Here is a 1,241-nt window from a genome sequence, read left to right on the forward strand (position 1 = left end):
ACCTGTTGTACCGACCATTGTAGCATGTGTGAAGCCCTGGACATAAGGGGCATGATGATTTGACGTCATCCCCACCTTCCTCCGAGTTCACCCCGGCAGTCTCCCGTGAGTCCCCACCACAACGTGCTGGCAACACAGGACAAGGGTTGCGCTCGTTGCGGGACTTAACCCAACATCTCACGACACGAGCTGACGACAACCATGCACCACCTGTACACCGACCACAAAGGGAAACCCCGTCTCCGAGGCGATCCAGTGTATGTCAAACCCAGGTAAGGTTCTTCGCGTTGCATCGAATTAATCCACATGCTCCGCCGCTTGTGCGGGCCCCCGTCAATTCCTTTGAGTTTTAGCCTTGCGGCCGTACTCCCCAGGCGGGGCGCTTAAAACGTTAGCTACGGCACAAAACCCGTGGAAGGGTCTCACACCTAGCGCCCACCGTTGACAGCATGGACTACCAGGGTATCTAATCCTGTTCGCTACCCATGCTTTCGCTCCTCAGCGTCAGTAACTGCCCAGTAACCTGCCTTCGCCATCGGTGTTCCTCCTGATATCTGCGCATTCCACCGCTACACCAGGAATTCCAGTTACCCCTGCAGTACTCAAGTTATGCCCGTATCGCCTGCACGCCCGGAGTTGAGCCCCGGAATTTCACAGACGACGCGACAAACCACCTACGAGCCCTTTACGCCCAGTAAATCCGGACAACGCTCGCACCCTACGTATTACCGCGGCTGCTGGCACGTAGTTAGCCGGTGCTTCTTCTACCGCTACCGTCACCAAAGGCTTCGTCACGGTCGAAAGAGGTTTACAACCCGAAGGCCGTCATCCCCCACGCGGCGTCGCTGCATCAGGCTTGCGCCCATTGTGCAATATTCCCCACTGCTGCCTCCCGTAGGAGTCTGGGCCGTATCTCAGTCCCAATGTGACCGTACACCCTCTCAGGCCGGCTACCCGTCGCCGCCTTGGTAGGCCATTACCCCACCAACAAGCTGATAGGCCGCGAGCTCATCCCCAACCGCTACAAACGCTTTCCACCACACCACCTACGATGTGGTCCTATCCAGTATTAGACCCAGTTTCCCAGGCTTATCCCGGAGTTGAGGGCAGATCACCCACGTGTTACTCACCCGTTCGCCACTCGAGTACCAGTGCAAGCACTGGCCTTTCCGTTCGACTTGCATGTGTTAAGCACGCCGCCAGCGTTCATCCTGAGCCAGGATCAAACTCTCCACAAAAAA

1 rRNA gene is annotated in these 1,241 nt (G+C 57.0%); it reads right to left on the bottom strand.

The window, feature by feature from the left end:
- Nucleotides 1-1,238: ribosomal RNA gene (locus QP119_RS11445) — 16S ribosomal RNA — on the bottom strand; the annotation flags it as partial.
- Nucleotides 1,239-1,241 lie beyond the last annotated feature (3 nt).

The organism is Corynebacterium frankenforstense (assembly GCF_030211955.1).
GTDB classification, from domain to species: domain Bacteria; phylum Actinomycetota; class Actinomycetes; order Mycobacteriales; family Mycobacteriaceae; genus Corynebacterium; species Corynebacterium frankenforstense_A.